This window comes from Delftia sp. 60, from assembly GCF_002754395.1.
Classification (GTDB): Bacteria; Pseudomonadota; Gammaproteobacteria; order Burkholderiales; family Burkholderiaceae_C; genus Comamonas; species Comamonas acidovorans.
Genome location: NZ_PEFD01000001.1, coordinates 4,879,748 through 4,899,795, shown reverse-complemented (window position 1 = coordinate 4,899,795; position 20,048 = coordinate 4,879,748). Strand labels below are relative to the sequence as shown.

The 20,048-nt window shown below is 68.6% G+C and carries 2 protein-coding genes and 1 pseudogene; all 3 read left to right on the top strand.

Features of this window, described 5'->3' with window-relative positions; translation table 11 throughout:
• Positions 1 to 111 precede the first annotated feature (111 nt).
• Complete coding sequence (locus CLV01_RS22155; RefSeq protein WP_257221455.1) at positions 112 to 5,982, top strand: non-ribosomal peptide synthetase; 5,871 nt, start codon at positions 112 to 114, stop codon at positions 5,980 to 5,982.
• Positions 5,979 to 7,112: pseudogene (locus CLV01_RS29740) on the top strand (condensation domain-containing protein); the annotation flags it as partial. The gene CLV01_RS22155 and the pseudogene CLV01_RS29740, both read left to right, overlap by 4 nt.
• Before the next feature lie 62 nt (positions 7,113 to 7,174).
• On the top strand, positions 7,175 to 19,786 hold the full coding sequence (locus CLV01_RS29735; RefSeq protein WP_306563462.1) for a non-ribosomal peptide synthetase: 12,612 nt from the start codon (positions 7,175 to 7,177) through the stop codon (positions 19,784 to 19,786).
• Positions 19,787 to 20,048: the final 262 nt, after the last annotated feature.

Here is a 20,048-nt window from a genome sequence, read left to right as displayed (position 1 = left end):
TGCGCTGTACCTGGCGGGCGTGCAGGCGGCCCCGCCTGCCGAGGGCGCTGGAGCCCCGCCCCTGGCCCCCCTCTTTGCTACGCAGACTATGCCGCGTGGCAGCGCGGGTGGATGGGCAGTGCCGAGCATGCGCGGCAGCTGCGCTACTGGCAGGACCAGCTGGGCGGCGAACACCCCCTGCTGCAACTGCCCGTGGACCATCCGCGGCGCGCCGACGGCCGCTACGAGGCCGGGGAGTGGCAATTCGAGCTGCCCGACACCCTCGCGCGGCAGCTGCATGCCGTCGCGCGTGCCCAAGGCACGACCCTGTTCACGGTGCTGCTCACGGGCCTGCAGATCCTGCTGTATCGCTACAGCGGACAGCAGGACATCCGCGTGGGCGTGCCGATCGCCAACCGCCATCGGCCCGGTGCGGAGGGCATCGTCGGCCTGCTGGTCAACACTCAGGTGCTGCGCGGCCAGGTGCATGACGGCCTGACGCTGGACGAGGCGCTGGCCCGGGCCGGCGAGACCGTCCGCGGGGCGCTGGCCAACCAGGACCTGCCTTTCGAGCAACTGGTGGAGGTGCTTCAGCCGCAGCGGCAATTGGGCACGCATGCGCTGTTCCAGGTCGTGCACAACCATCAGCGTGCGCAGGCGATGGAGGAGGCCCGCTCTCTGCCCGGCCTGGTGGTGGAGGGCGCCGCAAGCGGTACGCGGGCGGCGCAGTTCGAACTGGCACTGGACAGCACGGAGCTGGTGGACGGCAGCATCCACCTGAGCCTGGTCCATGCGGTGGAGTTGTTCGACCGCGCCAGCATGGAGCGCATGGCGGGGCACTATGTGCGGGTGCTGCAAGCCCTGGCGGACGATGGCGCCCAAGAGGTGGGCAGCTTGCCCTTGCTGGGCGAGGACGAGCGCCAGGCGCTGCTGCGACAGGCTCCCGCAGCCATTGCGCTCCGCGCAGCCGGTTGCCTGCACGGGCGCGTGGAATCGCAGGCCCGATGCCAGCCCCAGGCGCCGGCCCTTCGCAGCGAAGGCCACACGCTGTCCTATGCACAGCTCAATGCTGAGGCCAACCGCCTGGCCCATCGCCTGATCGCCCTGGGCGTACGGCCCGAGTCGCGTGTGGGCATTGCCATGCAGCGCTCGGTGGAGATGGTCGTGGGCCTGCTGGCCATCCTCAAGGCCGGCGGCGCCTATGTGCCGCTGGACCCGGACTATCCTGTCGGCCGTCTGTCGCATATGGTCACCGACAGCGGCATCGGCCTGGTGCTGACGCAGGCGGCTGTCCGTGATCGCATCCCCGGCACCGAGTCCCTGCAACTGCTGGAGATCGACACGCTGGACCTGTCGGCCGAATCGGATGCCGATCCGCAGGTGCAGGTCTCGGCCGACAGCCTGGCCTACGTGATCTACACCTCGGGCTCCACGGGCCGCCCCAAGGGCGCGCAGCTGAGCCACCGCAACGTGGCGCGGCTGCTGGACGCCACCGAGGCCTGGTTCGGCTTCGGCCCCGACGATGTCTGGACGCTGTTCCATTCCTACGCCTTCGACTTCTCGGTCTGGGAGATCTTTGGCGCGCTGTGCACGGGTGGCCGGCTCGTGGTGGTGCCGTACTGGGTCAGCCGCTCGCCCCAGGACTTCCTGGCCTTGCTGCGTGCCGAGCGCGTCACGGTGCTCAACCAGACGCCTTCGGCGTTTGGCCAACTGGTCCATGCGGTGGAGCAGGATGAGGAGGGCGGCTCCGGCTTGGCGCTGCGCAATGTGATCTTCGGCGGCGAGGCGCTGGAGCCCGAGAGCCTGAGGCCGTGGTTCGATCGCTTCGGGGACGAAAGCCCCCGACTCATCAACATGTACGGCATCACCGAGACCACGGTGCATGTGACGTACCGGGAGATCACCAAGACTGACCTTCAAGGAGGACGCAGCCCCGTCGGAGTGGCGATTCCCGACCTGGGCCTGTACGTGCTGGACGGCAGTCTGAACCTGCTGCCGCAAGGCGTGGCGGGCGAGCTGTTCGTGGCGGGCGAAGGGCTGGCACGCGGCTACCTGAACCGTGCCGGGCTGAGCGCCGAGCGCTTCATCGCCAATCCCTTCACGGAGTACGGCGAGCGCCTGTACCGCACGGGCGACCTGGTGCGCTGGAACGCGCAGGGCGAGCTCGAATACCTGGGCCGGGCCGACCAGCAGGTCAAGATCCGGGGTTTCCGCATCGAGCTGGGCGAAGTGCAGGCCCAGCTGCTGGCCCAGCCGGGAGTACGTGAAGCCGTCGTGCTGGCCAAGGAGGGGCCGGGCGGGGCGCGGCTGGTGGCCTATGTCTCGCTGAACGAGGAAGTCGAAGACGGGCTGCTCAAGGACCGGCTGGGTCAGGGGCTGCCTGATTACATGGTGCCTTCGGCCATCGTGGTGCTCGATGCCCTGCCGTTGACGGCCAATGGCAAGGTGGACCGCAAGGCGCTGCCTGAATCGGAAATGGCAAGTACCCAGCAATACGAGGCGCCGCAGGGCGAACTGGAAGAGGCGCTGGCGCGCATCTGGGCCGAGGTGCTGGGCGTGCAGCGCGTGGGTAGGCACGACGGCTTCTTCGAGCTGGGCGGGCATTCGCTGCTGGCGCTGGGGTTGCTGGAGCGGGTGCGCGCCCTGGGCCTGGGCGTGCAGGTGCGCACGCTGTTCCAGCACCCGAGGCTGGCGGACTTCGCCCAGGCGCTGGGCCGTGAGCAGGGCCAGTTGCAGGGCCAGGTGCAGATCGAGGTGCCCGCCAACCTGATCCCCGAGGATTGCACGGCCATCACGCCGCAGATGCTGACGCTGGTGGACATCGACGCCGCGGAGATCGCCGGCATCGAGGCCGCGGTGCCGGGCGGCGCCGCGAACATCCAGGACATCTATCCGCTCGCGCCGCTGCAGGAAGGCATCCTGTTCCACCACATGCTGAATGCGGACAGCGATGCCTATGTCACCTCGCATGTGCTGGCCTTCGACAGCCGGCAGCGCCTGGAGCGCTTTGTGGCGAGCTTCAACGAGGTGATTGCACGCCACGACATCCTGCGCACGGCTGTGCTGTGGGAGGGCCTGGGCGAGCCCGTGCAGGTGGTGTACCGCCACGCGCAGCTACAGCCCGAATGGTCGGCGGCCGATGCGCAGCAGCCCCATCCGCGCATCGATGTGCGGCAGGCACCCATGGCGCGCGCGCTGGCCGGGTCGCGCGCGCAGGACGGGCGCTGGCTGCTGCGCCTGCTGTGCCATCACCTGGTGATAGACCACCAGACGCTGGAGCTGCTGGTCCACGAGATCGCGCTGATCCAGCAGGGGCGCCGGGAGCTTCTGTCCGCGCCCCTGCCATTCCGGCGCTTTGTGGCACATGCGCGCAGGGGCGTGGGCGAGGCTGAGCACAGGGCGTTCTTCACGGCGCTGCTGGGCGATGTCACCGAACCCACGGCACCCTACGGCCTGCTCGATGTGCAAGGCGACGGCGGTGCCGTTCAGGAGGCGCGCCTGCGCCTGGATGACGGCCTGGCCGGGCGCATACGGCAACAGGCCCGCCGCAGCGGCGTGAGTTCCGCGGCGCTGTTCCACCTGGCCTGGGCGCTGGTGCTGGGCCGGGCCACGGGGCGTGACGACGTGGTGTTCGGCACCGTGCTGTTCGGGCGCATGCAGGGCGGGCGCGGCGCGGAACGCGCGGTCGGCCTGTTCATCAACACGCTGCCCGTACGGCTGCAGCTGGGCGCGCGCAGCGTGCGCCAATGCCTGGATGACACGCATGCGCTACTGGCCCAGCTGCTGCACCACGAACATGCCAGCCTTTCGCTGATCCAGCGCTGCAGCGGCCTGGCGGGCGGACTGCCCCTGTTCAGCGCCCTGTTCAACTACCGCTACGGCGCTCAGGGCAGCCAGGACACGGCGCCGGCCTGGGAAGGCATGGACATGTTGGAGAGCCGGGAGCGCAGCAACTATCCGTTCGGCATGTCGGTGGACGAACAGGGAAGCGCATTTACGCTGGCCGCGCAGGTGGCGCAGCCCGCCGACGCCCTGCGCGTCTGCGAGGACCTGCGCGATGCGCTGGAACAACTGGTGCAGGCGCTGCAGCAGGCGCCGCAGACGCCGGTCTGCGAACTGGCGCTGGGTCGCGAGGCCGAGCACCGCCGACTGCTGGACTGGGGCGACAACCGGGCAGGCGAGGTCCATGACGCGACGGTCCATGGTCTGTTCGAGGCGCAGGCGCGCCGCCAGCCCGATGCACTGGCGCTGGCTGGCGACGGGCGGCCATGGACCTACGGCGAACTCAACCGGCATGCCAACCGCCTGGCCCATCGGCTGATGGCTTTGGGGGTCGGCCCCGAGGTCCGTGTGGGCATCCTGTTCGAGCGCTGCGCCGACATGGTCGTGGCCCTGCTGGCCGTGCTCAAGGCCGGTGGTGCCTATGTGCCGCTGGACCCCCAATGGCCGGATGGGCGCACCGGTGCCATGTGCGAGGACGCGCGGCTGCGGCTGGTGCTGACCCACGAATGCTGGCTGGAGCGGCCCGTGGGAGATGCCGGATTGCGATGGCTTGCGCTGGATGCACCGGACCCCTGCGTGTGGCCCGATCACGACCCGGCCCGGGCGCTGCACGGGCAGGGCCTGGCCTACCTGATGTACACCTCGGGCTCCACGGGGCGTCCCAAGGGCACGGAGATAGCCCACCAGAGCATCTGCCGCCTGGTGCGTGACGCGGACTGCGCGCGGCTGGGGACCGGGCTGCGCATGCTGCAGTTCGCGCCGCTGGCCTTCGATGCCTCGACCTTCGAGATCTGGGGGGCGCTGTGCAATGGCGGCACCCTGGTGCAGGCGCCGCCGGGCAGGGTGTCCTTCCAGGACCTGGCGGCATTCATGGAGCGCCATGACGTGCGCTGCGCCTGGCTCACGGCGGCGCTCTTCAACCGGATGCTGGAGTCACACCCCGAAGCCCTGGCGCGACTGGACCAGCTGCTCAGCGGGGGCGAGGCCATGTCGGTGCACCATGCGCGCCAGGCGCTGGAGATCCTGGGCACAACGGCTCTGATCAATGGCTACGGCCCCACCGAGTGCACGACCTTCGCGGTCTGCGGCCGCGTGGAGGTCGGCGATGTGCAGGGCGCTTGCGTCCCGCTGGGCCGGCCGGTGCGGCAAACCCTGGTCCGGGTGCTGGATGCCGCCATGCAGCCCGTGCCGGCCGGCGTGGTCGGTGAACTCTATCTGGGGGGCGCGGGACTGGCGCGCGGATACCTGGGCTGTGCGGGCCTGACGGCCGAGCGCTTCGTGGCAGATCCGCTGTCGAAGGAGGGCCGCAGGCTGTACCGCACCGGCGACCTGGCGCGCTGGCGTGCCGACGGCCGCATCGAGTACCTGGGCCGCGCGGACCTCCAGATGAAGGTGCGGGGCTACCGCATCGAGGCCGGCGAGATCGAGGCCGGCCTGCTGGCCCAGCCCGGCGTGCGAGAGGCCGCCGTGGTGTCCCGGCCCGGGGCCGGCGGCACACGGCTGCTGGCCTACGTGGTTGCCCAGGCCGGCCACGTGGCCGATCCCGAGGGACTGCGACTGCAGCTGTCCGCGCTGCTGCCCGACTACATGGTGCCCAACGCCATCGTCGGGCTGGACGCCTTGCCTCTCAACGCCAACGGCAAGCTGGACCGCCGGGCCCTGCCCGAGCCGGACCTGGGCGGCGGACCCAGCCATGACGTGCCCCGCGGCGAGACCGAGCGGCGCCTGGCAGCGATCTGGTCGGCCGTGCTGGGCGTGGCGCAGGTGGGGCGTGGCGACAACTTCTTCGAGCTTGGCGGCCACTCCATGGCCGTGCTCGATGTGCAGGCCCGGGTGGGCAGGCAGTTCTCGGTGCAACTGCCCCTGAGGGCCTGCTTCGAGAGCCGCTGCCTGGCCGACATGGCCCTGCTGGTGGAACAGACCTTGGGCGCCGCCGATGCCGGCAAGGCCGCCGATCTTCAAAAAATGGCATCCCTTCTGGAAGAGTTGGACCTGGAATGAAAAACACGGAATTCGACATCGCACAGCGCTTCAATCGCCTCGCTCCGGGCAAGCGGCGCCTGTTTCTCGAAGCACTGGCGGCCCAGGGCATCAACTTTTCCAGTCTGCCCATCGTCGCGGGGCAGGATGACGGGACGGCCGTGCCTGCGTCCTATGCGCAGGCACGGATGTGGTTTCTCTGGAAGCTGGAGCCCGACAGCGCGGCCTACCATATCAGCGCAGTCTGGCGCCTGCAGGGTGCGCTGGACGCACAGGCCCTGAGGGCGGGTTTTGCGGATCTGGTCGCCCGGCATGCCGCGCTGCGCACCGTGTTCAGGGCCGGCCCCGACGGCCAGCCCCTGCAGCAGGTGTGCGATTCCCAGCAGGTCGACATTCCCCTATGGGATGGTGAAGCGGCCGGCGATGCGCAGGCCCGGGCATGGGTGCGGCAGGTCTGCGAGCAGCCGTTCGACCTGGAGGCGGGGCCGCTGGTGCGCGTGGCCCTGGTGCGCGAGGGGCAGGACCGGCATCTGCTGGTGGTCGCCATGCACCACATCGTGTCCGACGGGCGCTCCATGCAGATTCTGATCGAGGAATTCGCCGCCCTGTACGGTGCCCATCTGCAGTCCCGGGCCCCCGGACTGCGCCTCCTGCCCGTGCAGTACAGCGACTATGCGGCCTGGCAGCGCAATTGGATGGAGGCGGGCGAGCGCGAGCGCCAACTGCGCTACTGGATGCAGCAACTGGGCGGTGAGCAGCCCGTGCTGCAACTGCAGGCCGACCATGCACGGCGCGCCGACGCCGTCCACCGCGCGGCCGAGCACAGGCTGCAGCTGCCTGCGGCGCTGGCGCATTCACTGCAGGCCCGTGCCCGTGCCGAGGGCGCGACCCTTTTCATGGCGCTGCTGGCGGGATGGCAGGCGTTGCTGGCCCGCTACAGCGGGCAACAGGACATCCGTGTGGGCGTGCCCATCGCCAACCGGCACCGCGCCGAGACCGAAGGGCTGGTCGGCCTCTTCGTCAATACCCAGGTGCTGCGCAACCGCATGGACGCTCGCCGCCCCGTCGTCGAGGTGCTGCGCCAGGCCCGCGAGGCTGCGCTGGCCGCGCAGGCGCATCAGGACCTGCCCTTCGACCAGCTCGTCGAGGCCTTGCAGCCAGAGCGCAATCTCGGCGTCCATGCCCTGTTCCAGGTGATGCACAACCACCAGCGATCAGCCCTCGGCGGGGAGGACGGCTGGGCGGCCTCACGCTGGAGCCCTGTGCCCAGGAGGGGCGCAGCGCGCAATTCGAACTCACGCTCAACAGCACGGAAGATGCCGACGGCGGCGTGCTGCTGGAGATCAGCTACGCTGCGGGCCTGTTCGAGGCGGCGACCATTGCGCGCATGGCCGGGCATTTGCAGGCCATTTTGCAGGCCCTGGCCGATCATCCCGACCAGGTGTTGGGCGATATCGTCCTGCCGGGCGAGCCGGAGCGCCGGGAACTTGAAGCCTGGGGGCGCGATGCCGAGGTGGCCGGGGACGGACAGCCCGTGCACCGCCGTTTCGAGGCCTGCGCTCGGCGCCGGCCTGAGGCGCCGGCCCTGGCTTTCGGCGATGAGGTTTTGGGCTATGCCGAACTCAACCGGCGTGCCAACCGTCTCGCCCACCGCCTGATCGCGCTGGGCGTGCACCCCGAGACCCGTGTCGCCATCGCGGCCGAACGCTCGGTGGCCATGATCGTGGCCCTGCTGGCCGTGCTCAAGGCCGGCGGCACCTATGTGCCCCTGGATACCGACTATCCGCGAGACCGGCTGGCCTACATGCTTGCCGACAGCGGCGCACGCCTGGTGCTCTGCCAGGGGCCGGGGCGCGGGCTGCTGCCCGAGGATGCGGGCCTGCAACTGCTGGACATCGAGCCCGAGACGGCCGCAGCCGGGCCCGAGCACGATCCCCAGGTGCCGGTCGATGGCGAAAACCTGGCTTACTTGATCTACACCTCGGGCTCGACGGGGCGGCCCAAGGGTGCCGCGAACCGGCATGCCGCACTGAGCAATTGCATGGCCTGGATGCAGCAGCGCTATGCGATAGGCGCCGGGGATGCCGTGCTGCACAAGGCGCCGTTCGGCTTCGATGTCTCGGTCTGGGAAATCTTCTGGCCCCTGACCGTAGGCGTGAAGCTGGTGCTGGCAGGACCCGGCGACCAGCGCGAGCCTGCACGCATCATCGCGCTGATCCGCCGTCACCAGATCACGACGCTGAACTTCGTGCCCTCGATGCTGCAGGCCTTTCTGGCATACGAGGGCATAGAGGAGCAGACACGGCTGCGCTACGTCATCTGCGGTGGCGAGGCCATGCCCGCGGCCACCCAGAGCGAGGCCTTGCGGCGCCTGCGCGGCGTGAGCCTGCAAAACCTCTATGGGCCCACGGAGGCCGCCATCCACGTGACGCAGTGGACCTGCCGTGACGACGGCCTCAGCCTGGTGCCCATTGGCCGGCCCATCAGCGCCACCGAAGCCTGGGTGCTGGATGCCGACATGGCGCCCGTGCCCCAGGGCGTGGCGGGCGAACTGTACCTGGGTGGCATGGCGCTCGCGCGCGGCTACCTGAACCGGCCGGGGCTGACGGCCGAGCGCTTCGTGGCCCATCCCTTCGATGGCAGCGGCAAGGGTCGGCTGTACCGCACGGGGGATCTGGTGCGCTGGAATGCGCAGGGCCAGATCGAATACCTGGGCCGGCTGGACCACCAGATCAAGGTGCGCGGCCTGCGCATCGAGCTGGGCGAAGTCGAGGCCCAACTGCTGGCCCGGCCCGGAGTGCGCGAGGCCGTCGTGGTCGCCGCCCAGGGCGCGGGCGGCACGCGGCTGCTGGCCTACGTGGCCGCGCCGCAGGCTGGGGAAGGCCTGGCGGCCGAGCTGCGCCAGGCTCTGGCCGCCGTGCTGCCCGACTACATGCTGCCTTCCGCCATCGTGGTGCTGGATGCGTTTCCGCTGACACCCAACGGCAAGGTGGACCGCAAGGCCTTGCCTGAACCGGAAATGGCAAGTACCCAGCAATACGAGGCGCCGCAAGGTGAGCTGGAAGAGATGCTGGCCTGCATCTGGGCCGAGGTGCTGGGCGTGGAGCGCGTGGGACGCCATGACAGTTTCTTCGAGCTGGGTGGTCATTCGTTGCTGGCCCTGAAGCTGCTCGAACGCATGCGCGCCAGGGGGCTGGCGGCCCAGGTGCGCAGCCTGTTCCTTCAGCCCAGGCTGGCCGACTTTGCGCAGGCCCTTGGTGGCGAACAGGCCGATGCTCGACCCGAGGTGCAGGTGCCGCCCAACGGCATTCCCGAAGACTGCACGGCCATCACCCCGGCCATGCTGACCCTGGTGGCGCTGGACGCCCAGGAGATTGCACGGATCGCCGCAGCCGTGCCCGGTGGTGCAGCCAACATCCAGGACATCTACCCGCTGGCACCGCTGCAGGAAGGCATTCTTTTCCACCACATGCTGCACCAGCAGGGCGATGCCTATGCCACGCCCAACCTGCTGAGCTTCGATACGCGCGAGCGGCTGCAAGGCTTCGTGGACAGCCTCAACCAGGTGATCGCAAGGCACGACATCCTGCGCACGGCCGTGCTGTGGGAGGGATTGGCCGAGCCTGTGCAGGTGGTCTGGCGCCATGCGCAGGTCCAGACCGAATGGGTGGATGTGGTGGCTGGCGCCGATGCAGCGGCGCAGTTGCACGAGCGGCTGGACCCGCGCGTGCAGCGCATCGAAGTGCGCAAGGCACCGATGATCCGCGCCGTGGCGGCGCAGGATGCGCCGCAGGGCCGCTGGCTGTTGCAGCTGCTGACCCACCATCTGGTGCTGGACCACACGACGCTGGAGCGCATCGTCGAGGAGATTGGTCTGATCCGCCAGGGGCGCGCGCACGCGCTGCCCCGGCCGCTGCCGTTCAGGCGCTTCGTGGCGCAGGCACGGCTGGGGGTGAGCGCCAGGGAGCACGAAGAGTTCTTTCGCGCCATGCTGGGCGATGTGGATGAGCCCACGGCGCCTTTCGGCCTGCTGGACGTGCAGGGTGACGGCAGCGGGGTGCAGGAGGCGCGCCATGTGCTGGATGCGGGGCTGGCACGCGCCGTGCGCCTTGCAGCGCAGCGCCAGGGCGTGAGCGCGGCCAGCCTGTTCCATCTGGCCTGGTCGCTGGTGCTGGGCCGGACCACGGGCAGGGACGACGTGGTGTTCGGCACGGTGCTGTTCGGGCGCATGCAGGGCGGTGAAGGGGTGGAGCGTGCGCTGGGCATGTTCATCAACACCTTGCCGCTGCGCGTACGGCTGGGAGAGCGCAGCGTGCAGGAGTGCCTGCGCCAGACGCATGAGGGTTTGTCGGGGCTGATGCACCATGAGCACGCGACGCTGTCGCTGGCGCAGCGCTGCAGTGCGCTGGAGGGAGGCACGCCGCTGTTCTCCACCCTGCTCAACTATCGCTACAGCGCGGCGCAGGACGTGGACACTGCCGCCAGAACCTGGGAAGGCCTCACGGTCCTGGGTGGTGAGGAACGCACCAACTACCCGGTAACAGTATCGATCGATGATCTGGGCGAGGGCTTCGGTATCGTGATGCAGGCCAGCGAGTCCATTGGTGCCCAGCGGCTGTGCGGCTATATGGGCGCGGCCATCGAAAGCATCGTTGGGGCGCTGGAGCAGAATGCGCAGGCCGTTCTGGGCCGGCTGGACGTACTGGGCGTCGCGCAAACGCAGCAGTTGCTGGGCAGCGGCCAGGCATCAGGGCATTTCCCCGCCAGCCATCCCCTGCACTGCCGCATCGAGCAGCATGCGCGCCGGCAGGCCCATGCGCCCGCTCTGGGTTGCGGAGCACAAAGCCTCAGCTATGGCGAACTCAACGCCCAGGCCAACCGCCTGGCCCACCGTCTGATCACCCTGGGCGTACTGCCCGAGTCGCGCGTGGGCATTGCCATGTCGCGCTCGGTGGAGATGGTGGTCGGCCTGCTGGCCATCCTCAAGGCCGGCGGCGCCTATGTGCCGCTGGACCCGGACTACCCGGCCGACCGTCTGGCGCACATGGTGGAGGACAGCGGCATTGCCCTGGTGCTGACGCAGGCTGCAGTGCGTACGCGCATTCCGAGCGCAGACCGCTTGCAGATTCTGGAGGTCGACACGCTGGACCTGTCGGCCGAATCGGATGCCGATCCGCAGGTGCAGGTGTCGGTCGACAGCCTGGCCTACGTGATCTACACCTCGGGCTCCACGGGCCGCCCCAAGGGCGCGCAGCTGAGCCACCGCAACGTGGCGCGGCTGCTGGACGCCACCGAGGCCTGGTTCGGCTTCGGCCCGGACGATGTCTGGACGCTGTTCCATTCCTACGCCTTCGACTTCTCGGTCTGGGAGATCTTTGGCGCGCTGTGCACGGGTGGCCGGCTCGTGGTGGTGCCGTACTGGGTCAGCCGCTCGCCCCAGGACTTCCTGGCCTTGCTGCGTGCCGAGCGCGTCACGGTGCTCAACCAGACGCCTTCGGCGTTTGGCCAACTGGTCCATGCGGTGGAGCAGGATGAGGAGGGCGGCTCCGGCTTGGCGCTGCGCAATGTGATCTTCGGCGGCGAGGCGCTGGAGCCCGAAAGCCTGAGGCCGTGGTTCGATCGCTTCGGGGACGAAAGCCCCCGACTCATCAACATGTACGGCATCACCGAGACCACGGTGCATGTGACGTACCGGGAGATCACCAAGACTGACCTTCAAGGAGGACGCAGCCCCGTCGGAGTGGCGATTCCGGACCTGGGCCTGTATGTGCTCGATGGCAGCCTGAACCTGCTGCCGCAGGGCGTGGCCGGGGAGCTGTTCGTGGCGGGTGAGGGGCTGGCGCGCGGTTATCTGAACCGTGCAGGCCTGAGCGCCGAGCGCTTCATCGCCAATCCCTTCACGGAGTACGGCGAGCGCCTGTACCGCACAGGCGACCTGGTGCGCTGGAATGTGCAGGGCGAGCTGGAATACCTGGGCCGGGTCGATCAGCAGGTCAAGATCCGGGGTTTCCGCATCGAGCTGGGCGAAGTGCAGGCCCAGCTGCTGGCGCAGCCGGAGGTGCGTGAGGCCGTCGTGCTGGCCAGCCAGGGGCCGGGCGGGGCGCGGCTGGTGGCCTATGTCTCGTTGAACGAGGAAGTCGAAGACGGGCTGCTCAAGGAGCGGCTGGGTCAGGGGCTGCCTGATTACATGGTGCCTTCGGCCATCGTGGTGCTCGATGCCCTGCCGTTGACGGCCAATGGCAAGGTGGACCGCAAGGCCTTGCCCGAGCCCGAGCTGGCAGGGGCACAGGAATACGAGGCGCCGCAGGGCGAACTGGAAGAGGCGCTGGCGCGCATCTGGGCCGAGGTGCTGGGCGTGGAGCGCGTGGGACGCCATGACAGTTTCTTCGAGCTGGGTGGTCATTCGTTGCTGGCCCTGAAGCTGCTCGAACGCATGCGCGCCAGGGGGCTGGCGGCCCAGGTGCGCAGCCTGTTCCTTCAGCCCAGGCTGGCCGACTTTGCGCAGGCCCTTGGTGGCGAACAGGCCGATGCTCGACCCGAGGTGCAGGTGCCGCCCAACGGCATTCCCGAAGACTGCACGGCCATCACCCCGGCCATGCTGACCCTGGTGGCGCTGGACGCCCAGGAGATTGCACGGATCGCCGCAGCCGTGCCCGGTGGTGCAGCCAACATCCAGGACATCTACCCGCTGGCACCGCTGCAGGAAGGCATTCTTTTCCACCACATGCTGCACCAGCAGGGCGATGCCTACGCCACGCCCAACCTGCTGAGCTTCGATACGCGCGAGCGGCTGCAAGGCTTTGTGGACAGCCTCAACCAGGTGATCGCAAGGCACGACATCCTGCGCACGGCCGTGCTGTGGGAAGGGCTGGCCGAGCCTGTGCAGGTGGTCTGGCGCAAGGCGCAGGTGGTTGCTGAATGGGTGGAGGTGCAGGCTGGCGCCGATGCAGCGGCGCAGTTGCACGAGCGGCTGGACCCGCGCGTGCAGCGCATCGAAGTGCGCAAGGCACCGATGATCCGCGCCGTGGCGGCGCAGGATGCGCCGCAGGGCCGCTGGCTGCTGCAGCTGCTGACCCACCATCTGGTGCTGGACCACACGACGCTGGAGCGCATCGTCGAGGAGATTGGTCTGATCCGCCAGGGGCGCGCGCATGCGCTGCCCCAGCCGCTGCCGTTCAGGCGCTTCGTGGCGCAGGCACGGCTGGGGGTGAGCGCCAGGGAGCACGAAGAGTTCTTTCGCGCCATGCTGGGCGATGTGGATGAGCCCACGGCGCCTTTCGGCCTGCTGGACGTGCAGGGCGACGGCAGCGGGGTGCAGGAGGCGCGCCATGTGCTGGATGCGGGGCTGGCACGCGCCGTGCGCCTTGCAGCGCAGCGCCAGGGCGTGAGCGCGGCCAGCCTGTTCCATCTGGCCTGGTCGCTGGTGCTGGGCCGGACCACGGGCAGGGACGATGTGGTGTTCGGCACGGTGCTGTTCGGGCGCATGCAGGGGGGCGAGGGGGTGGAGCGTGCGCTGGGCATGTTCATCAACACCTTGCCGCTGCGCGTACGGCTGGGAGAGAGCAGTGTGCAGGAGTGCCTGCGCCAGACGCATGAGGGTTTGTCGGGGCTGATGCACCATGAGCACGCGACGCTGTCGCTGGCGCAGCGCTGCAGTGCGCTGGAGGGTGGTACGCCGCTGTTCTCCACCCTGCTCAACTATCGCTACAGCGCGGCGCAGGACGTGGACACTGCCGCCAGAACCTGGGAAGGCCTCACGGTCCTGGGTGGTGAGGAACGCACCAACTACCCGGTAACGGTATCGATCGATGATCTGGGCGAGGGCTTCGGCATCGTGATGCAGGCCAGCGAGTCCATTGGTGCCCAGCGGCTGTGCAGCTACATGGGGGCCGCCATACAGGCGGTCGTCGGGGCGCTGGAGCGGGCTCCACACAGCAATGCAGGGGCGCTGCAGATTCTGGGTGAGACGGAGCGGACGGCGCTTGAGCGCTGCGGCAGCAGGCAGCCATGCCTTGCGCATGCCGTGCCGCTGCAGCACGCGATCGAAGAACAGGCGCGTCTGCGGCCTGGGGCGAAGGCCCTGGTATTCGAAGCACAAAGCCTCAGCTATGGCGAACTCAACGCCCAGGCCAACCGCCTGGCCCACCGCCTGATCGCCCTGGGCGTACGGCCCGAGTCGCGTGTGGGCATTGCCATGCAGCGCTCGGTGGAGATGGTCGTGGGCCTGCTGGCCATCCTCAAGGCCGGTGGCGCCTATGTGCCGCTGGACCCGGACTACCCGGCCGACCGTCTGGCGCACATGGTGGAGGACAGCGGCATTGCCCTGGTGCTGACGCAGGCTGCTGTGCGTACGCGCATTCCGAGCGCAGACCGCTTGCAGATTCTGGAGGTCGACACGCTGGACCTGTCGGCCGAATCGGATGCCGATCCGCAGGTGCAGGTGTCGGTCGACAGCCTGGCCTATGTGATCTACACCTCGGGCTCCACGGGCCGCCCCAAGGGCGCGCAACTGAGCCACCGCAACGTGGCACGGTTGCTGGACGCCACCGATGCCTGGTTCGGCTTTGGGCCTGACGATGTCTGGACGCTGTTCCACTCCTACGCCTTCGACTTCTCGGTCTGGGAGATCTTTGGCGCGCTGTGCACGGGCGGGCGCCTGGTGGTGGTGCCGTACTGGGTCAGCCGCTCGCCCCAGGACTTCCTGGCGCTGTTGCGTGCCGAGCGCGTCACGGTGCTCAACCAGACGCCTTCGGCGTTTGGCCAACTGGTCCATGCGGTGGAGCAGGATGAGGAGGGCGGCTCCGGCTTGGCGCTGCGCAAGGTGATCTTCGGCGGCGAGGCGCTGGAGCCCGAGAGCCTGAGGCCGTGGTTCGATCGCTTCGGGGACGAAAGCCCCCGACTCATCAACATGTACGGCATCACCGAGACCACGGTGCATGTGACGTACCGGGAGATCACCAAGACTGACCTTCAAGGAGGACGCAGCCCCGTCGGAGTGGCGATTCCCGACCTGGGCCTGTATGTGCTCGATGGCGGCCTGGACCTGCTGCCGCAGGGCGTGGCCGGAGAGCTGTTCGTGGCGGGCGAAGGGCTGGCACGCGGCTACCTGAACCGTGCCGGGCTGAGCGCGGAGCGCTTCATCGCCAACCCCTTCACGGACGATGGCAGCAGGCTGTACCGCACAGGTGACCTGGTGCGCTGGAACTCGCAGGGCGAGCTCGAATACCTGGGCCGGGCCGACCAGCAGGTCAAGATCCGAGGCTTCCGCATCGAGCTGGGCGAAGTGCAGGCCCAGCTGCTGGCGCAGCCGGAGGTGCGTGAGGCCGTCGTGCTGGCCAGCCAGGGGCCGGGCGGGGCGCGGCTGGTGGCCTATGTTTCGCTGAATTCGCCAGCCGAAGACGGTTGGCTCAAGGACCGGCTGGGCCAGGCGCTGCCCGACTACATGGTGCCTTCGGCCATCGTCGTGCTCGAAGCCCTGCCGTTGACGGCCAATGGCAAGGTGGACCGCAAGACCTTGCCCGAGCCCGAGCTGGCGGGTGCGCAGGCCTACGAGGCGCCGCAGGGCGATGTGGAGGCGATGCTGGCAGGCATCTGGGAAGAGGTGCTGGAGCTGGATCGTGTGGGGCGCAGCGACAACTTCTTCATGCTGGGTGGCGATTCCATCCTGAGCCTGCAGATCGTGAGTCGGACGTACCGTGCCGGCTGGCGCATCACGCCCCGGCAATTGTTCGAGCGGCAGACGGTGGCCGAACTCGCGGCGGTGGCAGAACCTGCGGACCAGCGCGCGGCGGTGGCGGGGACCCCGTCGGACGGGCAGCGTGGCCGCCTGGTGGACTTTTTCGATGCCCAGGCCCTGGCGGGCCTGCCGTTCGCCCAGGAAGACGTGGAGGATGTGTATCCGCTCACTCCGACGCAGGAAGGCATGTTCTTCCATGCCATGGAGGCGCCGGGAACCGGTCTGTATGTCAATCAGCTCGGGGTGGACCTGTCCGGGGTCGATGCCGAGCGCCTGGCCCGCGCCTGGTCGGCCATGGTGCAGCGCCACGCCATGCTGCGCACGGCCTTTGTCTGGCAGGCTGGCATGCAGCGACCGCTGCAGGTGGTGCTGCGCCAGGCAACGGCAAAGTTCGTGCAGCATGACTGGCGTGGGCTTGATGATGCGGTCGAGCGCGCGGACCGCCTGGGCAGGGAGGAGTTGCGCAGGGAGACCGACTGGATGGCTCCGCCGCTGGTCCGCATCCACCTGATCCGCATCTCGGACACGGGCTTCCGGCTGCTGTGGACACAGCACCACATCCTCACGGACGGCTGGAGCGATTCCCGGCTCTGGGGGGAATGGCTGCAGAGCTATGCGGGCGAGCAACTGCCCGCCCAGCCTCCCGCCTACGGGGACTTCCTGCGCTGGCTGCAGCGGCAGGATGCCGAGGCTGCCAAGGCCTTCTGGCAAGGGGAGCTGGCCGGGCTTGAGGGGCCGGTTCTGCTGGCCGACCCCCAGCAGCGCACCGGCACCGACGGCTATGCCAAGCTTTTCACGCGGCTGGATGCGCAGCGGACAGCCGCCCTCGTTGGCCTGGCCCAGCGCGAGCGCGTGACCATGAACACCCTGGTGCAGGCCGTCTGGTCGCTGGTGTTGCAGCGGCAGGCCGGCAGCCGGCAGGTCGTCTTCGGCGCCACGGTGGCCGGCAGGCCTGCAAGCCTGGAGGGCGCCGAGCAGATGCTGGGCCTGTTCATCAACACCATTCCGATCGCCGTATCGGTGCGCGCTGGGCTGTCCATCGGCGAGTACCTGCGCGCGGTGCAGTCCGGCAATCTCAGGGCGCGGGAATTCGAGCACTCGGCATTGGCCGACATACAGCGCTGGGCAGGATCTGCGGGCAGGCCCCTGTTCGACAGCATCATCGTTTTCGAGAATCATCCGATGGACCAGACCATGAAGCGCCTGGACCAGTTCGGGCTGGAATTCGGTGCCGTGGCCGGCAGCGGCCTGACCGGCTACGCCATGGATTTGCAGGTCACCGTGGGTGAGGTGCTGGAAATCGAGTACTGCTACGCGCGCCAGTCCTTCGACGAGGCCCGTGTGGCGGACATGCGGCAGCTGGTCGAGCATTTGCTGCACCAATTGTTGGTTCTGGATGCGGACCAGCCCCTGGGGCAGCTGGGGTGGCTGGGCGCTTCGCAGCAGGCCGGCATGCTGGCATTGGGCCGCTCCGAGTCGCAGGCTCCCCCGGGGCCGCGCAGCACGGTGCATGCGCTGATCGCGCAGCAGGCGAGCGCGCGGCCCGAGGCCATCGCCTTGAGGATGGGCGATGCGCACATGAGCTATGCACAGCTCGACGCCCAGGCCAATCGCCTGGCACGCCATCTGGTGGAGCTGGGGGTGGGGCCCGACAAGGTGGTCGGGGTGGCGCTGGAGCGCTCCATGGACATGGTGGTTGCCTTGCTGGCCGTGCTCAAGGCCGGTGGTGCCTATGTGCCGCTCGATATCGCCTATCCCTCCGACCGGCTGGCCTTCATGCTCCAGGACAGTGAGGCCATGCTTCTGATCAGCCAGAGCAGCGTGCTGCCCCGGCTGGCCGCGCTACAAGTTCCGACGCTGCGCATGGAAGACGTGCCCTACGGCCGGCTGGAGGCGGGCGGCCTCGCGCCGCGCTGTGGCGCCGACCATCTTGCCTATGTGATCTATACGTCGGGCTCCACCGGGCTTCCCAAGGGCGTGGCGGTATCCCACGGCCCGCTGGCCATGCACTGCCTGGCCACGGCGCAAATCTATGGAATGACGCCTGCATCCTGCGAGCTGCACTTCATGTCCTTCTCGTTCGACGGTGCCCATGAGCGCTGGCTGACGCCCCTGTGCGTGGGAGCCAGCCTGGTGCTGAGGGACGGCGAACTCTGGACGGCCGAGCAGTCCTATCAGGCGCTGCAACGCCATGGCGTGACCACGGCGGCCTTCCCGCCTGCCTACCTTGGCGAGATCGCCGATTGGGCCGCGCCGCGCGACGATGTTCCCGAGGTAGAACTCTATGTCTTTGGCGGAGAGGCCATGCCCAAGGCAGCCTACGACAAGGTGTCCACCCATCTGCGGCCGCGCTGGCTGATCAACGGCTATGGACCTACGGAAACGGTGGTGACGCCGTTGATCTGGCGCACTGGCGGCGATCAACGCTTCGAGTGCGCCTATGCACCCATAGGCAGGCCCGTGGGCGAACGTTCCGTCTACGTGCTGGACGAGGACATGCAGTTGTTGCCGGCCGGCAGGGTGGGCGAGCTGTATATCGGAGGCTACGGTCTGGCGCGCGGCTATCTCGGGCGCAGTGCACTGACCGCCGAGCGGTTCATCGCCAATCCGTTCGATGCGCAGGGCGGGCGCCTGTACCGGACCGGCGACCTGGTGCGCTGGATGGATGACGGCAATATCGAGTACATAGGCCGTGCCGACCATCAGGTCAAGATCCGGGGCTTCCGCATCGAACTCGGCGAGGTGGAGAAGGCCGTGCGCGCGCTGGCCGGCGTTGCCGATGCCGCCGTGGTTGTGCAGGAGGCTGCCTCGGGCCGTCAACTGGTGGCCTATCTGGTGCTGGACGGCCTGGCAGCGGACAACCGTGCAGGTCAGCGCATACGCCAGCAGCTTTCCGAGCGCCTGCCGGACTACATGGTGCCGGCGCATTGCGTGCCGCTGCCCGCCCTGCCTCGTCTTGTCAGCGGCAAGCTGGACCGCCATGCGCTGCCCTTGCCCGCGGCCGATGGTGCGAGAGCTTTCGTGCCGCCCTCGACGGACGAGGCCCGTGCGTTGGCCAAGGTATGGCAGGAGGTGCTGGGCGTGGACCGGGTGGGCGAGACCGACAACTTCTTCGAACTGGGCGGTGATTCGCTGCTCAGCCTGAAGATGCACGCCAAGGTGCGCAAGCTCGGCAACCGGCGGCTGGATTTCAAGCTGCGCGATCTGTTGCAACGGCCCACGATCGCCGGCCTGCTGGATCTGGGCACCGACCGGAAGACACGCGCTGCAGGCCTGATCGCTCTCAATGCCGTATGCGAGGGGGTGCCACCGCTTTTCTGCATCCATGCGGGCTTTGGAACCATCTTCGACTACCAGCCGCTGGCCAGGGCGCTCAACGGCGTGCGGACCGTGTATGCGATCGCCTGCCGCAGTCTGTCTGCGCCAGACCACCTGGACCATTCGCTGGAACAGATGGCCGATGACTACTGCCGCATGGTCCGCGCCGTTCAGCCCAGCGGGCCCTACCACCTGCTGGGATGGTCATTGGGCGGCAGCCTTGTGGCCTTGATGGCATCCCGGCTGGAGGCCCAGGCCCAGACGCTGGGACTGCTGGGACTGGTCGATCCCTTCGTTCCCGAGGCCGGGCAGACCTCGTCCGATGACTGGTGGCCGGATTTCCTGGCCTTTGTGGGCCATCTGCTTCCCCATGCAGATATCGATGATGTGGCCGAGGTCCACACCATCTCCCAGCCCAGCGCCGACCTTCTGGCGGGTCCTCTGGGACGCGCTGCGGCCCGAGCAGGCGCACAGCTGGCCGAAGGCAGCGTACCCATGGAGGGGGCCGATCTGGCCCAGACCTTCATGACGGCGCTACATCTGAAGCGCCTGTCATTGCAGACCGAGAGGCTCAGGCCGGTGGCTGGCGCGGCGCAGCTGTGGTGGAGCGAGGGCCGCAATGCCAGCGACCGCACCAGGTTGCAGCAGCAACTGCGGCAGGACGATGTCCCGGGCACGGAGATCGAGGCAGACCATTTCTCCATGCTGCGGGATGCCGGCCTGCTTGCGCAGTTGCTCGAACTGCTGGCCTGCGAGTTCGAGCCCGGATGATCCGGCGCAGCCCCTTGGCGTGGGTCGCTGCGCCAAGGGGCTGCTGCGGGGCCGCCGGGCTCGCTGTGGCCTCCCCTGGCTGCCGCTCAATCGTCCGGGCAGAGCGTTGGCCAGGTCTTTGAATCCCCGTGGCGCCTGGCCTTGAATCCGACCAATCTGGCGGACAAGACCTATGCTTGCGGCTGCACGCACGACTGCTTCTGCGGCGAGCCGCGCAGGGTCATGGGTACGGCCACCTCCCGGTGGCAGTCCGCCACCAGGC

Coding starts and splice junctions, on each gene's coding strand:
- CLV01_RS22155 (WP_257221455.1), top strand. CDS start 112: ATGGGCAGTGCCGAGCATGCGCGGCAGCTGCGCTACTGGCAGGACCAG.